The sequence below is a fragment of the Pseudomonas sp. MOIL14HWK12:I2 genome, from assembly GCF_000510745.1.
GTDB classification, from domain to species: Bacteria; Pseudomonadota; Gammaproteobacteria; order Pseudomonadales; family Pseudomonadaceae; genus Chryseomonas; species Chryseomonas oryzihabitans.
This window is the reverse complement of the sequence record NZ_AZOA01000009.1, coordinates 88,969-101,957: the sequence shown is the minus strand read 5'-3', so window position 1 is coordinate 101,957 and position 12,989 is coordinate 88,969. Positions and strand designations below refer to the sequence as shown.

Genomic DNA, 12,989 nt, shown 5'->3' with positions numbered 1-12,989 from the left:
CAAGCAAAAAGCAGAAACAGGCAAGTTTGGAGTAGGAACGGCTGCGTCGGCGAAGCGGTGCGTCGCTACTGTGGTGACTCATTTCATCGACAGCGGAGCACCACATGAGCGTGATTGTCATCACCGGCGGCAGCCGTGGTATCGGTGCCAGTACGGCACGGCACCTTGCCCAGCGTGGCACGGGTGTCATCCTGACTTACAACAACAATCCCCAAGCAGCGGCGGAGGTCGTAGGGAGTATCGAGCAGGCCGGCGGTAAAGCCGTTGCGCTCAAACTCGATGTTGGCAACGTGGGCAGTTTCGAAGCCTTTCGAGAAGCGGTCGTGATGACCTTGAGAGACGTCTGGAACATCAGCACGCTCACTGGCTTGGTCAACAATGCGGGGTATGGCCTATTCAACCCGTTGCAGACGGTCAGCGAAGCGCAGTTCGACGGCCTGTACAACGTTCACTTGAAAGGTCCGTTCTTCCTGACCAAGGCACTTCTTCCATTGCTGGAAGAGAACGCCAGCATCGTCAACCTGACCAGCGCCACCACCCGCGTCGCCACGGCCGGGGTGGCGCCTTATGCGGCGTTTAAAGGTGGGCTGGAGGTGCTCACACGCTATATGGCCAAGGAGTTCGGTGATCGGCGCATACGGGCCAATGCGGTTTCACCTGGAGCGATTCGAACTGAGTTGGGAGGCGGGCTCAACGACGAGTTCGAGGCGATGCTGGCTGGGCAAACCGCTCTGGGCAGGGTGGGTGAGCCTGAAGATGTAGCGCAGGTCATTACCATGCTGTTGTCCGAAGACGGCGCCTGGATCAATGCCCAGACCATCGAAGTGGCAGGCGGCTACAACATCTGAACAAGCGAGGACTATGACGTGCTGGATCATGTTTTTCTATCGGTTAGCGACATTGAACGCTCCATTCGTTTTTACGAAGCGGCACTGTCGCCGCTTGGCATCAACGCACGTCTGGACTACGACGGAAAGAACGGCCCGCCAGGTCATCCGGATCTCAAAGGCTTCGGCGCCAATGGCCGAGTGTTTTTCTGGCTGCGCGAGGGTGTGGTCGAGGGGCGGGCTGCTCACGTCGGGTTTGTTGCGAGCAGTAAGGCCGAGGTCAAGGCTGCCTATGCCGCCGCTATGAGCCGGGGAGCCGTTGACAATGGCGCGCCTGGTACCCGGCTGCATTACGATCCGAATTATTACGCCGCGAACGTGCTCGACCCGGATGGCTACAGTGTGGAATTCGTCTACAAGAACTGGCAGCACGCACAATGAAGACATTATTGATTTACGGTGCGACGGGTTACACCGGGCGCATGGCCGCTGAGCGAGCGAAAGCAGTGGGTCTAACTTTCGAAATAGGGGGACGTACGGTTGATCGACTTCAAAATCTTGCCGCGCAACTGGATGTTCCTTACCGCGTGTTCGGAGCAGATGCTCAGGCGGCAGAGGCGCTAGATGGTATAGACGTCCTGTTGAACTTCGCAGGGCCTTTTGCGCAAACGGCTGAGGCGTTGATGCGGGCGTGCATGCAGGCTGGTGTCGACTACCTAGACATCACGGCCGAGATCAATGTCTACCGACTCGCGGAACGGCTGGGTGCTCAAGCTGGTGAGGCGGGCGTGATGCTTCTGCCTGGCGTCGGCTGGGACGTTGTCCCCACGGACTGCCTGGCTATGCATGTGGCCCAGCGGGTTGCGGGCCCTCATGCGCTGAACATTGCGCTGCAGGTTCCCGGGTCGATGTCGCGAGGTTCGGCGATGAGCGTCAGCGAAGTTATCGGCGCAGGGTTGCTCGCAAGGGTCGACGGTGAACTCGTGGTAACGCCTGATTCGCAGTCACGCCAGTTTGATTTTGGCGACGGGCCGGTGACGTGCCAGCCATTGTCTTTCGGTGATCTGGTGACGGGGTGGCATTCGACAGGCATCCCCAACATCGCGATGTTCGTGCATATCTCGGGCGAGGCTTTTCCCACGGGGGACTTATCACAACTGCCTGATGGTCCCAGCGCCCATGAGCGGGACACCCATAGGGCTTGCGCGGTTGCAGAGGTCACCGCGGCGGATGGCAGCGTTGCAATATCCATGATCGAAACGGTAAACGGATATTCCTACACGCCGCTGGCCGCCATTGAAGCTGCGCGCCGGGTGTTAAGCGGCGAGCGCAAGCCTGGTTTTGAAACGCCAGCTCGCATTTTCGGTGGCGAATTTGCCGAGAGCATTGCCGGAACGACAATCACTGATCGCTGACTTCCGTAGGTAGCGTCTATGCGGGTTGCTCAGACATTCGTGGCGCTGTCGCAAGCTTCGAACTCGAGGGAAATCAATTTGCCGGCAAGCTGCGCCACTTCCGCCAGGCGCTCGCGAGACATGCCACTGCATGCCGCCGCCGATAGGCCCCGCAGGGTAATAAGCACGTAGTCAGTCAGAACCTGACCGGCTTCCGGGCGGAACTGATCAAGGTAACGGCGTATCGCCTGGTTCCCGGCGTTACCCAGTTTCTCGGCCATATCGCGGGCAGTCGGATCGTCCGCGCGCATACCCTCGGTAATCAGACAGCCACGCAAAGCCCGGTCTCGCCCGTACTGCTTCGCAGCGGTAATCAGTAGTGCGGTCAGTGCTTCTGCGGGCGGGCGATCCGGTCCCAGCAGCCTGTCCATAGGTAGCGCGTTTTCACTGGCGTAGCGATGCATCACGCGCTCGAACAGCTCGGCTTTGCTGCCATATGCAGCATAAAAGCTCGGCGGCTTGATGTTCATGGCCTCGGTCAGGTCGGTCAGGCTGACCGCGTCGAAGCCGCGCTGATGAAATAGCGCCTGTGCGATGGCTATCCCTTGCTCACGGTCGAAGGGAGGGCGGCGCTGCCGGTTTTTCTCGTTCATGGCGATCTCGTTCCTGTCGGTTTGGTTAATGTAGCGATCACTGCAAGAGATTTCAATCACAGATCGGCAGTCAGGATTATATAGCAGTCACTAAATATGTTGCGCCCAGGTGCCTGTCTATGTAGTGTTCACTATATATTCACCCACGCAGGTATTTCCCATGTTGTTTGAAAACAAGGTTGTTCTGGTCACTGGTGGCTCTTCGGGCCTGGGTTTCGCCATCGCTGAAGCCTTCGCCAGCCAGGGCGCTAAGCTAGTCATCACCGGGCGCCGCCAGCCTCAGCTCGACGAAGCCGTTAAGAGCCTCGGCGAGAACGCCTCTGCCGTATGCGCGGACATTTCGAACCTTGGTGACCTGACCCAGCTGTTCAGCCACATCAGCGGGGTGCATGGCCGTATCGACGTATTGATCGCTAATGCCGGGACAGGTGAAATCGAGCCGTTGGGTGCAATCACCGAAGCAGGTTTCGATCGGCTCTTCACGACCAATGTCAAAGGCACGACCTTCACTGTGCAAGGCGCGCTGCCGTTGATGGGTAAGGGGAGCAGCATCGTCGTTATCGGCTCGACCGCGTCGATCAACCCCGGCCCCGGCCTGAGTGTCTACGGAGCCACCAAGGCCGCGCTCCGTTCGCTGGTGCGCAGCTGGATTCTGGATATCAAAGGATCCGGTGTACGCATCAATCTGCTCAGCCCTGGCCCCGTGGACACCCCGTCCCTGCGCAACGTTCTGGGTGAGAACGCGCAGGAGGTGATCGATGCCCTTAGCGAGAAGAGCACGCTCGGTCGGATCGGCCAGGCATATGAGATCGGTCAGGCCGCGCTCTTCCTGGCGAGCGATGCATCGAGCTATGTCAATGGAGCTGAGCTGTTCGCCGATGGTGGTGCATCTCAGATTTGATACCCACACGGAGCGGCCCGCGCTGTCAACGACGCGCTCTACCAACCTGCCGATTCATGAGCGTTTATGGAGATACTTGATGAGCAACTTTGCTGGGTCAGCAATCGATCATATAGGCCTCGGGGTTTCGGACATTTCGCATGCTCAAGCCTTCTACGAACCCGCGCTCAGGCCGCTTGGGATTGAGTTGCTGATGAGCATCAAGGCCGATCCGCAAGCTTCAACACCTCGACGACTGGGGTTCGGCTCTGAAGGAAAACCGTTTTTATGGTTGCATGCTGCGCTTCCCCCCAGTCACGGGACGCACATAGCTCTGATCGCAGAGAGTCGTGACGCGGTCGATGCGTTCTATGCGGCCGCCATTGCCGCTGGCGGACAAGATAACGGAGCGCCCGGCATCAGGCCCCATTACCACCCCAGTTACTATGCGGCGTATGTCCTAGGTCCTGAGGGAGTGAATCTGGAAGCGGTTTGCCAGCTAACTGCTTAGTGCTGTGCCTCGCACCCCAATCGAGTCACAGCTAGGACGGCCCTTGATCAACATGTTGTTCCCTTGTTTCACTTGGGACATGCAGAAGCGCTTCGGACTCGAACGGGTTCCACCTCATTTCTACGGACAGGCTTGCCTCGGATACGGCTACTGCCGAATGGCTGTTTTTGGAGCAATGATCTGTCTGCGGGATATTTAGACGTTCGTTAAAAGGCAGCCTTTGGCCGCTAGCTGCCCTACGCCAACGGCTGCTTTGGGTCGATTGCTATCATTGGCTGATTCCGTTTTTGGTATTTTCAGGATTTCGTAAACCGACATCTGCTTTAGGTGAGGTGTTGCAGCGCTGCCAAGGCATTGCCTACGGCGAGCTGATGAAGCTTCTTTTCCTCTTGGCGCCCCTGCCAGTAGCCCCGGCGTTCGGCATACCGCATCGCAAGGGACGTATCCTCTCGGCGAAGGGCAGCCAGTACCTGTTGATCCGCGATGTCCCGAAAGAGGGTGAAGAGCAGCCGCTCGGCTGACTCTAGGGCCTCGCGTTCGCTGTCGTAGGATTCTTGATGCTTGTGGGCGCCAACCCAGAAGAACCATTGGTGGCGGGATCCATAAGCGATCCGCGCCAGCTTGATTGGCGGAAGTGCGCTGCCGGCTTCAAACACGATCCAGGGCTTCGGTAATCCACCGGTCACACCGGGTAGGGAGGTTTCAGCGGGATTGCTCATCGGAGTTGCCTGGTATTGGAAAACGGTGGGGCTGGGTATCGCGGCGTTGCATCTCGGCATCGATCATGCGCAATAGGTAGGTCAGGCGGCTGTTGAGCCGCCGTAGCGTCCGATCGGAAAGACTGGCGAGCCAATAGGGAATGTCATTGGCGCTGCTGCGCATCCGCACCTCCCTGACTCGCCAGCCAGTCTATGGCCGATAGCATGCCGGCATCGTCCAGCAGAGATGGAAGCTGAATCGTACGGCCCGACCGATTGTCCCGGAGCTCGAAGGTCGGGGTGGCCTCGATCCGCTTCTGCGCTGCGGTTGCGGTCTGCTCAGCGACTATCCGGCGCGCGGTCGTGTTGTCCTGGATGCACGCCTGCAGGTGCTGCAGCGATACCGCCGGTTGCAGGCCGATCTGATCGATTGGCACTGCCAAACCGGCGCCGTTGCCGCGGCTGTGCTGGTAGACGGCTTCGACCGCCTGCCAGAACACCGGATTGCCGCCCAACCATCCCGCACACGTGACCAGCCGTGCTTCCTGCTGCGCTGCTTCGCCGTGCATGGGCAGCGGCAGGTGATGCCACTGCCAGTTCAGCGCTTCGTGCCGATCAATCAGCTGTTTGACCTGTCGGTAGGCTTCCTTGCAGTAAGGGCATTCCAGGTCGCCGTACTCGATCAGCGTGAAGCGGGCTTTGGCAGCCCCATAGATGAAGGTCGGTGGCTCAGGTGTAGCTCTTGGCTTTACTGCTGCGAACCATCCAAAGAGGTGCCACAGGACATAGAGCAACGCGGCCAGCAGTATGAGTGCCATTGCCGCTGGTTGCCGGGAGAGAGCTCCCCTCTTCATGCCGAAGCCTCTTTGGCAGAAGGTTTATCCGGCTGCCGGCCCAGCACGTCGCGATGCAGCAACTCCAGCAGCGCCTGTTGTGCGTCATCCGGCTGCGGATGCTTGGCCAGCCAGTCCTTGAGCGCCGTGTCGAGCTGGGCCTCGATCTCCCGGCGATCCACCGCGCGTGACTTCACTGCCTGCAGGTTGCTGATCAAGACCGGTGCGCAGATCTGCAGGGCGTTGAGCGTCTCCGGCAGGTGCGGTTGCCGAAGCAAGCCGGTCAGGCTGTCGATGAGGTCCTGGGTGAATTGGTCCATCACTCTCATCGCCGGGCTCCGCGAGCCGGTGGCAGCTTGAAGGGGTAGGGTTCGATCCCCCGTAACCGGTCCAAACGGGCGGCGACGGCCAGCGCGGCGCCCAGCTCATCGGTGCCGAGCTCTTCCATCAGTTGGGCCCTCTCCGCCTTCTCCTCAGGCTCCGTCATGGCCAGCGCCAGATAGAGACTGGGCGGCACCGCGCGGAAGAGTGTCTCCATCGACTTGGAGAGCACCACGCCTTCGGTATAGGCGCCGCTCTGCTTGCGTGCCGACAGCATCAGCTCCTTCTGGGCGGTACTCAGATTGCGGAATTTGGAGATCTTCTCGACTTCATCCGGCGGCATGTTCAGGCAGATCCACCACTCGATCATGTTGAGCATCGGCGCTCCGGAAATCGGGATGTCATCAATGTTCTGGGTCGCCAGCCAAAACCAGGCGCCGAGCTTCCGCCACATCTTGGTGATCTTCATCGCATAGGGCAGCAGCAGCGGGTGCTTGGTGATGATGTGGCCTTCGTCGGTCAGCTTGATCAGCGGCCGGCCCTTGTACTGGTCGCGCTCAGCGATGTTGTTGATCGAGTTCAGCAGTGAGATGTAGGCGATGCCGAGCTGTGCCTGATAGCCCTCACGGGCGTAGGTGGCAAAGTCCACGACCGTCAGGTCGGCTTCCGGCCAGGGCGTGCCGGGCCGATTGAACATCTCACCATCGGCGCCCATGCAGAACATCTCCATGGCTTCGGCCATCTCTTGTAGGCGCTCCCGTCGTGGCGCTGGCAGGCGTTCGTCACGTGAAGCTTCGCTCAGTGCGTCGCGCACGTCCTGGGTGAGCACTGTCTTCTCTGCCTTGGAACAGGCCTTGGCGGCATTGATGATGGCGTGCCGGATGGCAGCGCGGTCGGCGCGTGTCATGCGTGCGTCTTCTTTTTCTTCGCCGCCGGTGATCATCAGGCGAGCCACGATCTCCATCTCGCCGAGCACGTCGCGTTGATCGTCCTCCAGGTCGGGCTTCGGGCTGCTGGCTTCGTCTGAGGCGTCGAGGTCCTCGGCATCGAGCACGGCCACGTGAGCCGGATCCTCAGCCAGGCGGATGGCGTCGGCGAAAGGTGCCAGGCTAACGCCAGCGCCGGGAACCAGGCGGACCTTATGGACGGTCAGGCCGAGACGCTGGGCAAAGTCCGCCAGCAGACCGAAGCTGTTACCGGCTTCGGCCACGAAGATGCGCGGCCGGTAGATGGCCAGCCACTGGATCAAGAGGTTGTTGAGCGTCGCCGATTTGCCGGCACCGGTAGGACCGAAGACGAAGCCATGCGCATTCATCTGGCGATCCAGCTTGCTGAGCGGATCGAAGGTCAGCGGACTGCCACCGCGGTTGAATTGAGTGATGCCCGGATGTCCCGTTCCGGTCGAGCGGCCCCAGATGGGCGCCAGGTTGGCGACATGCTGAACCAGCATAAGCTGGGTGTACCACTCAAGCGCCCGCGGCTGGTTGGGATCGAAGTTGCCGGGCAGCCAGCGCAGGTAGCTGTTCAGTGCAGCCACCTCATCCTCGGGCCGCACCGGCTCGATGCCGGCGCTGGTCAGGGTGTTGGTGAGGTCGTTGCAGCGCTGCTCCAGCTCCTGCTCGTTCTTACCCCGGACATAGAAGGCCAAGCTGCCCTGGTAGAGCTTGTGCTTGCGCCCGATCAGCTGACGGGCGTCCTTGATGGCCTCCCGGGTGAGGGCGGAGGCCTGGTTGTCGCCGACGGCCTTCTTGTGCAGGTTGTTGAGGTGGGCTTCGAGCGTATCCTGGGGCGTGGCCACCAGCGTGATGGCCAGCACGGTGTCTTCGGGCATCTCGTCGAACAGGGCGTGCAGGGCATCACCAAAGTTGCGCTCGCCGGTCATGTGACCGGTCCTCGGCGCGGTGCGCAGCCGATCCAGCATCACCACACGATGAGGTTGGCCATCGAAGAACCACAGGCCCTTCTGCGCATCCGAGCGAGGCTCGCGGTACATCAGGCACTGGGAGAAATCGGTCCCGCTGGCCAGGAAGGGAAGGGTGCCTTCGGCCAGCAACTCGTCCTGGTCGAAGGCGCTGTTGACCACCTCGAAGAATCGCTGTTGATCCTTGGCCGAGGTGCCCAGGTGATCCGGGCACGGATTGAACCACTGCAGGAGCCAGTGGCGAATGGCGCGCTCGTCCATGCGATGAGCCGTCACGCCGGCGTTGCGCAGGGCGCCGGTCAGCCGACTGCAGATATTCGCGAGGTACGCGGCAGGTGCCTGCCCTCTGACCAGGCCGTCGCCGACGCTGCGGCGGGAAACGACCATCCGGACGCGCCGATGCTGGCCGCGCCAGGGGAGCTGGGACACGGCCGTGTCGGTGAAGAGGCCGCCCGGCTTGGCGATGGCGTGCAGGTGGTGCTTCATCAGGCTCTGATAGAGCTTGGTGAATTCGGAGCCGCGGGCGCGCGGCTGGATGTAGTTGGCCAGCCCCGTGAGATAGCCGTCGAACTGGATCTCGTCGCGGGCATAGAACTGGATGACCCAGGGACTTTGCTCCAGCTCATCGAAGGCGTCCTGCAGGGCGTTCTCCAAGGCGTCGCGGGCCTGGCGAAGCCAATTGGCTTCGCGGCCCTCGGTGCCGATCGGCACCAGGTCGAAGAAGGCAGCCAGCGACTTGCCGTCTTCCAGCAGCATCGCCTGATGCTCGGGCAGGTATTCGACCCAGGGCAACAGGTTGGTGAAGCTGGGATTGACCTGGTGCATGCCGGCGATGTCAGCGACCGTCGCGGGCTTCTCCTTGCCCGTCATCCAAGCACCTGGCTCAGGGATACCGTGCGCTCTCAGGCGATCAAGGTAGCGTTGGTAGGCGGCTTCCTCGTCGACCTCGAGGGCACGGGTGGCCCGGATGGATTCAGGATGAATGACTGGCTCAGTGTTATCAGCTGGCTCATCAAGCGCTTGCTGGCTTTCCACCAGTGCTGGCTCAGCAGTCGAAGTCTTGGGGGTCTTCTTGCCACGCAGGCGTTCGAAAATGCCCATCAGTAGTTCTCCACCCGCTCACCGGGCATGGCGTACTGCACACGCTGGTAGAGCGGGAAAACGGTGGTGTAGCCGGGGATGGGCGCCGGGTCGGAGCCGGCTAGGTGCGGGAAGACGTACATGACCAGGTCCGGATTGGGCAGGCGCTTGAACTGGCTGTAGATCTCGTTCTGCGCGGTGCGCGAATAGCCGGCGTTGTCAGCCAGCGGCCGAGCCTGGCTCGTGTCCACCGGACGGCGCAGCTCCGCCCGGGCATCGACCAGTTGGCGACCCTGGCTGCTACCGGTCGAGCCGGTGGTGCCGGCATTCCAGACGTCCATCATGGTCTGGTCGCCATGGGGGAGCATCTTCTCCTTGTCGACCGCGCAGCCGCTGGCCAGCAGGGCCAGGGCCAGTACAGCCGCTATCTGAAGTCGTGTGCGATTAATCGAGGGCAGCCGAGGCATGGCGAGCTCCTGTCCGATAGTCGACCTTGCGGCCCTTGAGTTCGTAGTCGATGGCCAGCTCCTGGTCGAGGTGGATGGCCACCTTCGCCCCGGGCTGCACGTAGACGGCGGCGAAGGCCTGGCCGTAGAGCTTGTTCACCCAGGTGGAGATGTCGCTGACGCCCTGGTTCAGGATCTTGCCCATGGCCTCGTTACCGGACATGCCGCTCGTGCCGATGGTGCCGTTCGGGGTCTGGACGTAGCTTGAAGTCGTGCCATCGTTCTTGATCAGCGAGGCGGCGCCGGCGCCGGCGGCGGTGATGAGGGCCTGGGAGCCGATGTACTGGGCAGCGTTGCTGCGGCGGTCGCCGGCGATACAGGGGATGCCGTAGGGATCGCTGATCCAGCCCATGCCACCCTGAACCGCGGCAGGCTGGCCATTGGTGGAGGCGCTCTGGTTGTTCTGACCGTTGTCTCGCTGACCAGCGTTCACCTGCGGCGCCGGCAGGGTACGCACGGTGCCGTCGGTGAAGACGAAGGTCATGCTGCGGATCTGGCCGCGCACGCAAGACAGCGTCCAGTCACCCGAGGCCGTCCCGCTCACGACGGCGCCGGCGACGTCGGGCAGGTCGATGCCGTTGGCGGTCAGGTTGTCGGGGCCGATCAGGACCTTGAAGGGGTAGGGGTCGTTGACCGTGCCATCGACCGGCACGCGGCCCACCAGGGCGGTCATGGACACCGAACCCATCAGCGTCGAGTTCTGCGGCAGGGTGTAGACCTTGCGGACCTTTTTGCGGGACTGCTCATCACCCCCCATGCCATCGGCTGCGCGCTGAGCGCCACTCGAGGCAGCGTCCAGGGTCTTCTGGCCGGCGGCGCCGAAGGCGGTCGGGAAGGCGAACCCGCTGGCGGCCTGGCTGCTGCCAACAGCAAGGGGCTTGCCATTGGCATCGACTGCGGTGCCATCCTGCGGCTCGATCCAGACGAGATCCGAGCCTCCTTTCTTGAACTGATTGCCTTCTCCGGGAGCGATGCCAAGTCCGATAGGCATGTCTGCGCTAGAGCTGGTGCCACTGCCCATCTGCGAGAGGGTGTTGAGCTGCTTCTGCAGACCATCGAACAGACCCTGTGTCTGCTTCTGCTGGCTCTCCAGGCCCTGGTTGATGCCTGCCTGAACGCGACTATCGACCGTTGTGTTGATGTTGCTCAGCTGGGCCTTGAGACCATCGTTCTCCCGCTTGGCTTCTTCGTTGTCCCTCAGGACCTTGTTCAACTGCTCTTTCAGCTGCCGGCTCTCGACGACAATGGTTCGCAGGGTGTCGTTGGCCGTGTCGCCCTCGATCCCCAGCGCCTTGGCCTGTTCAGGCGTGAGCTGGGCGGACTGTGGCTGTTCGGGCGTTTGCGGCTTGCTCTTACCCAGTAGGGTCACGCCGACATAGACCACCAGGACCAGAACCCCCAGCAGCGCATACTTGAGGAGTGGATTACTTCTGAGCTGCATGGCGGGCCTCCGCGGTGCCGCGAGGATCTGCAGCGCCCAGGCTGGGCAGCAGCGACTGGCCAAGGCCATGATCCCGGGTGACCAGGTAGAGCACCGTGGTGTCGCTGGCATCGCCCCGGGCGCCGAGGTAGGGGTGCTGGAAGGTCGCGGTGGCGAAGTCGCCCATGAGCTCACGCGGATCCAGGGCCAGGCGCTGGCCGGTCTGGTTGCGCAGCTTCACCGCGGTCACCCAGTGATCGTCCAGGCGCCAGGCGCCCAGTTGGATTGCCTCAACCGGCAGGGCAGGCAGCAGCGTCGACAGGTCCAGGCGCTTATCGATCTTGACCTGGGCGACGCCCTCCACCGGCTCCACGGTGCGCAGCGGCGCATAGAGCATCTGGGCGGCGTAGCGGGTGAGCACGACGGGGATAGGTGTTTCGCGCTTGGGCGCGGCTGGCTCGTCATCATCTTCTTCGGCCTGGCGGCTGGCCTTGGCCGTCGAATTCGGAGCCACTGCAGCGGCATGACCGTAGCGAGTAGGCGTGGTGTCGCCTGGTACGATTTTGATGGGCTCAAGCGCAGCCTGGCCTTCCTGCGTCGGCGTTGCGGCAATATCGACCAGCATGATCTCGCCGGTGGCTGCATTCTGCAGCTGCAGCCGACTTGGCTCGATAGGGTCTTTGGCCCGTAGATAGATCGCGCCGCCGGTGCTCTGCACCCTGAGCTTGTCAGCGATGGCGGGAGGCACGCCGACACGCACGTTGGCATCAACGAATAGGATTCGCTCCTGACCAACCACGAGCGGGATGGCCAAGGGGACACGTTCCCACTTGCGGATCTCGATGGCCTGGGCAAGGCTGCTGAGCAGCAGGCCGCCCAGCACCAGGGCGAGGGAGTGGCGGGATCTCATGGTGTACCTCGAGCTTTGACTTCGACGCCGGCCTCGATCCGCTGTGGCTGACCGCTGTAGCAGTCCCACTTCATGCCCCAGGGGTTCTTCTCGGGATCGACGTCGGACCTGACGACATGGAGCGGGTAGCGCGTGAGCGCCGTCTTGACCTTCTCACCGCCCAGGTACTCGTTCGCAACGACATCCAGCATGACCGTCCACTCGCTATTGCCGAGCACCTGGACGCGGCGGGTGGGGTCGTCGCCGTAGCCTGATCCGGGGATCTCCGCGACGTTGCGCACGCGTTTGCGCAGCTCGCCGCTGTTGCGTTTGAGTGCTTCGTCCCCCTCCAGATAGGCCTTGCACGAAGGGGTGATGAAAGGGGTCAGGCGTGCGATGTTGTCGCTGTAGTTCTTCTCGCCATCAGCTGGCCAGCTATTCATCTGCTGGAAGATGTAGAAGGCGTAGGAATAGACCGACTCGGGAGGGATCTCCCACCAGGGACGCGTGCTTCCAGATCGCAGGTCCGGTGGCACGTGCACAGTCAGGTCCTTAGGCGCGCTGTACCAGCCGTAGCCATTCCAGATCGCGATGCCGCTGACCAGGCCCAGGGCAAGGCGTAGGGTGGTGATATGGGCGCGCTGCGAATCCGACAGCTTCCACGCGCGGCTCATAGCCCCACCATCCGCTTGCAGGTCCAGGCACCGCTACGGATGACCAGACGGCGACCCGCCAGTCCCCAGTGCGCAAGGCGCCACTCGACTTGGCGCCAGAGCCAGGTCTCCGGGCGGCCGCGCTTCCAGCGACGCAGGATCCGCCCTGCGGAGACCAGGCCGAGGGCGCCACATGCCAGCGCGGCGAAAATAGGCATGGCCGGTGTAACGAAGAAAGCAAACGGGATGCCTACTGCGAATCCAAATGCAGCACAGATGCCGACCGTGGCGAACATCTCGTCCGTGGTCAGGCCGCCAACGACGACGGGTTGGGTGTTGAGGCGATTCGGCAAGAAGCGAAGGGTGCCGTCCTCATGCAGGTCTTGGGTGATGTCCATCGGCG

General features: G+C 62.0%; 16 protein-coding genes. 5 read left to right on the top strand and 11 right to left on the bottom strand.

The window, feature by feature from the left end; genetic code table 11:
- The first annotated feature begins 104 nt into the window (after positions 1-104).
- The 3 genes from PSK12I2_RS0107560 to PSK12I2_RS0107550 are packed head-to-tail and all read left to right on the top strand — an operon-like array spanning position 105 to position 2,242.
- Positions 105-848 (top strand): SDR family NAD(P)-dependent oxidoreductase, encoded by a 744-nt coding sequence (locus tag PSK12I2_RS0107560; protein WP_027597917.1) that lies wholly within the window; start codon positions 105-107, stop codon positions 846-848.
- A gap of 18 nt (positions 849-866) precedes the next feature.
- Positions 867-1,268: a VOC family protein gene (locus PSK12I2_RS0107555; RefSeq protein ID WP_027597916.1), complete on the top strand. Its 402-nt coding sequence runs from the start codon at positions 867-869 to the stop codon at positions 1,266-1,268.
- Positions 1,265-2,242: a trans-acting enoyl reductase family protein gene (locus tag PSK12I2_RS0107550; RefSeq protein WP_027597915.1), complete on the top strand. Its 978-nt coding sequence runs from the start codon at positions 1,265-1,267 to the stop codon at positions 2,240-2,242. Before PSK12I2_RS0107555 ends, PSK12I2_RS0107550 begins: the two co-directional genes overlap by 4 nt.
- 29 nt (positions 2,243-2,271) lie before the next feature.
- Here PSK12I2_RS0107550 and PSK12I2_RS23835 read toward each other — a convergent pair whose 3' ends face one another.
- Positions 2,272-2,874: a TetR/AcrR family transcriptional regulator gene (locus PSK12I2_RS23835; RefSeq protein WP_037007582.1), complete on the bottom strand. Its 603-nt coding sequence runs from the start codon at positions 2,872-2,874 to the stop codon at positions 2,272-2,274.
- A gap of 160 nt (positions 2,875-3,034) precedes the next feature.
- Here PSK12I2_RS23835 and PSK12I2_RS0107540 point away from each other — a divergent pair, with 160 nt between their 5' ends.
- Positions 3,035-3,775 (top strand): SDR family NAD(P)-dependent oxidoreductase, encoded by a 741-nt coding sequence (locus PSK12I2_RS0107540; protein ID WP_027597914.1) that lies wholly within the window; start codon positions 3,035-3,037, stop codon positions 3,773-3,775.
- Between the two features lie 79 nt (positions 3,776-3,854).
- Positions 3,855-4,265 (top strand): VOC family protein, encoded by a 411-nt coding sequence (locus tag PSK12I2_RS24555; RefSeq protein WP_084222071.1) that lies wholly within the window; start codon positions 3,855-3,857, stop codon positions 4,263-4,265.
- Positions 4,266-4,588: 323 nt separating this feature from the next.
- Here PSK12I2_RS24555 and PSK12I2_RS0107535 read toward each other — a convergent pair whose 3' ends face one another.
- Genes PSK12I2_RS0107535 through PSK12I2_RS0107495 form a run of 10 tightly spaced genes read right to left on the bottom strand, consistent with a single transcriptional unit; the run spans position 4,589 to position 12,984 of the window.
- A complete protein-coding gene (locus PSK12I2_RS0107535; protein ID WP_027597913.1) occupies positions 4,589-4,984 on the bottom strand; it encodes a hypothetical protein in 396 nt (131 codons plus the stop codon).
- A complete protein-coding gene (locus PSK12I2_RS24825) occupies positions 4,968-5,147 on the bottom strand; it encodes a hypothetical protein (RefSeq protein ID WP_156930126.1) in 180 nt (59 codons plus the stop codon). The genes PSK12I2_RS0107535 and PSK12I2_RS24825 overlap by 17 nt, the downstream gene beginning before the upstream one ends.
- A complete protein-coding gene (locus PSK12I2_RS23830; RefSeq protein ID WP_177324642.1) occupies positions 5,128-5,781 on the bottom strand; it encodes a DsbA family protein in 654 nt (217 codons plus the stop codon). The genes PSK12I2_RS24825 and PSK12I2_RS23830 overlap by 20 nt, the downstream gene beginning before the upstream one ends.
- Before the next feature lie 32 nt (positions 5,782-5,813).
- Positions 5,814-6,125 carry a hypothetical protein gene (locus tag PSK12I2_RS0107525; protein WP_027597912.1) on the bottom strand — a complete coding sequence of 104 codons (312 nt, stop codon included), beginning with the start codon at positions 6,123-6,125 and terminating at the stop codon, positions 5,814-5,816.
- Positions 6,122-9,139: a conjugative transfer ATPase gene (locus tag PSK12I2_RS23825; protein WP_051398697.1), complete on the bottom strand. Its 3,018-nt coding sequence runs from the start codon at positions 9,137-9,139 to the stop codon at positions 6,122-6,124. Before PSK12I2_RS23825 ends, PSK12I2_RS0107525 begins: the two co-directional genes overlap by 4 nt.
- The gene (locus PSK12I2_RS0107515) at positions 9,139-9,585 is read right to left on the bottom strand and encodes a TIGR03751 family conjugal transfer lipoprotein (RefSeq protein WP_027597911.1); all 447 of its coding nucleotides are present in this window, start codon (positions 9,583-9,585) and stop codon (positions 9,139-9,141) included. The genes PSK12I2_RS23825 and PSK12I2_RS0107515 overlap by 1 nt, the downstream gene beginning before the upstream one ends.
- A complete protein-coding gene (locus tag PSK12I2_RS0107510) occupies positions 9,563-11,065 on the bottom strand; it encodes a TIGR03752 family integrating conjugative element protein (RefSeq protein ID WP_027597910.1) in 1,503 nt (500 codons plus the stop codon). The genes PSK12I2_RS0107515 and PSK12I2_RS0107510 overlap by 23 nt, the downstream gene beginning before the upstream one ends.
- Entirely contained in the window at positions 11,049-11,954 is a 906-nt protein-coding gene (locus PSK12I2_RS0107505) for a TIGR03749 family integrating conjugative element protein (protein ID WP_037007580.1), read from the bottom strand. The genes PSK12I2_RS0107510 and PSK12I2_RS0107505 overlap by 17 nt, the downstream gene beginning before the upstream one ends.
- A complete protein-coding gene (locus tag PSK12I2_RS0107500) occupies positions 11,951-12,607 on the bottom strand; it encodes a PFL_4703 family integrating conjugative element protein (protein ID WP_027597908.1) in 657 nt (218 codons plus the stop codon). Before PSK12I2_RS0107500 ends, PSK12I2_RS0107505 begins: the two co-directional genes overlap by 4 nt.
- Positions 12,604-12,984: a TIGR03750 family conjugal transfer protein gene (locus PSK12I2_RS0107495; protein WP_027597907.1), complete on the bottom strand. Its 381-nt coding sequence runs from the start codon at positions 12,982-12,984 to the stop codon at positions 12,604-12,606. The genes PSK12I2_RS0107500 and PSK12I2_RS0107495 overlap by 4 nt, the downstream gene beginning before the upstream one ends.
- Positions 12,985-12,989 lie beyond the last annotated feature (5 nt).

What these genes read in the sequence shown, in the direction of transcription:
- PSK12I2_RS0107550 (WP_027597915.1), top strand. Translation starts at nt 1,265, where the DNA reads ATGAAGACATTATTGATTTACGGTGCGACGGGTTACACCGGGCGCATG.
- PSK12I2_RS0107535 (WP_027597913.1), bottom strand. Translation starts at nt 4,984, where the DNA reads ATGAGCAATCCCGCTGAAACCTCCCTACCCGGTGTGACCGGTGGATTA.
- PSK12I2_RS0107495 (WP_027597907.1), bottom strand. Translation starts at nt 12,984, where the DNA reads ATGGACATCACCCAAGACCTGCATGAGGACGGCACCCTTCGCTTCTTG.
- PSK12I2_RS23825 (WP_051398697.1), bottom strand. Translation starts at nt 9,139, where the DNA reads ATGGGCATTTTCGAACGCCTGCGTGGCAAGAAGACCCCCAAGACTTCG.
- PSK12I2_RS24555 (WP_084222071.1), top strand. Translation starts at nt 3,855, where the DNA reads ATGAGCAACTTTGCTGGGTCAGCAATCGATCATATAGGCCTCGGGGTT.
- PSK12I2_RS23830 (WP_177324642.1), bottom strand. Translation starts at nt 5,781, where the DNA reads ATGGCACTCATACTGCTGGCCGCGTTGCTCTATGTCCTGTGGCACCTC.
- PSK12I2_RS0107500 (WP_027597908.1), bottom strand. Translation starts at nt 12,607, where the DNA reads ATGAGCCGCGCGTGGAAGCTGTCGGATTCGCAGCGCGCCCATATCACC.
- PSK12I2_RS0107510 (WP_027597910.1), bottom strand. Translation starts at nt 11,065, where the DNA reads ATGCAGCTCAGAAGTAATCCACTCCTCAAGTATGCGCTGCTGGGGGTT.
- PSK12I2_RS24825 (WP_156930126.1), bottom strand. Translation starts at nt 5,147, where the DNA reads ATGCGCAGCAGCGCCAATGACATTCCCTATTGGCTCGCCAGTCTTTCC.
- PSK12I2_RS0107525 (WP_027597912.1), bottom strand. Translation starts at nt 6,125, where the DNA reads ATGAGAGTGATGGACCAATTCACCCAGGACCTCATCGACAGCCTGACC.
- PSK12I2_RS0107505 (WP_037007580.1), bottom strand. Translation starts at nt 11,954, where the DNA reads ATGAGATCCCGCCACTCCCTCGCCCTGGTGCTGGGCGGCCTGCTGCTC.
- PSK12I2_RS23835 (WP_037007582.1), bottom strand. Translation starts at nt 2,874, where the DNA reads ATGAACGAGAAAAACCGGCAGCGCCGCCCTCCCTTCGACCGTGAGCAA.
- PSK12I2_RS0107560 (WP_027597917.1), top strand. Translation starts at nt 105, where the DNA reads ATGAGCGTGATTGTCATCACCGGCGGCAGCCGTGGTATCGGTGCCAGT.
- PSK12I2_RS0107540 (WP_027597914.1), top strand. Translation starts at nt 3,035, where the DNA reads ATGTTGTTTGAAAACAAGGTTGTTCTGGTCACTGGTGGCTCTTCGGGC.
- PSK12I2_RS0107515 (WP_027597911.1), bottom strand. Translation starts at nt 9,585, where the DNA reads ATGCCTCGGCTGCCCTCGATTAATCGCACACGACTTCAGATAGCGGCT.